The sequence below is a fragment of the Pseudoalteromonas sp. G5_S1_14_S5 genome, from assembly GCF_054968605.1.
Genome location: NZ_JBQKUM010000221.1, coordinates 1 through 545, shown reverse-complemented (window position 1 = coordinate 545; position 545 = coordinate 1). Strand labels below are relative to the sequence as shown.

Below are 545 nucleotides of genomic sequence, written 5' to 3'. Positions count from 1 at the left end.
ATGATATTCCTGCCAGAGCAACATCTTCGTCATACCTTTACGTCTGAGTTCGACAGCGTATTGAGTGAAATCTGGCATGACTTTATCGCGACTGGCTTTCTTGCCGTGATACAGAGCTTGAGTGATATCAGCATCGCTACAACTTTCAGGCAGAGGCCAACCAAGTTGGCTTTGTTTAAAGCGAGTAAGGAGTTCCGATATGGTGGACGGGCCGAGTTTAAGGCAAGAAGCGATGCTGCGATTTGAGAGACCGCAGTCGTACTTGAGGCGCAATACCTCTTTGATTTTGTTCATTGGAGTTCTCTTTTTTGCCATGGTCGCTTCCTTACTTTCTTGTTTAAGAAGTAAAGAATAGCGAGCTATTGATTTAAAAGAGAAAAAGGTAGGGTTTCGGACATTCCGATCGCGGTTTTCGCTATTCCGATCACCGATTTCGGAGTTAGGCTAAAAGTGATCGGATAATCGCGGAATCAGTGATCGGTTTAAACCGAAATGGGTGATCGGATAATCCCGAAATGACTGATCGGAATGCTCCGAAATATGCA

General features: G+C 44.8%; 1 pseudogene. It reads right to left on the bottom strand.

Annotated features, from left to right (window positions below):
* Positions 1-315, bottom strand: a pseudogene (locus ACTRWI_RS22635) (IS21 family transposase); the annotation flags it as partial.
* Positions 316-545: the final 230 nt, after the last annotated feature.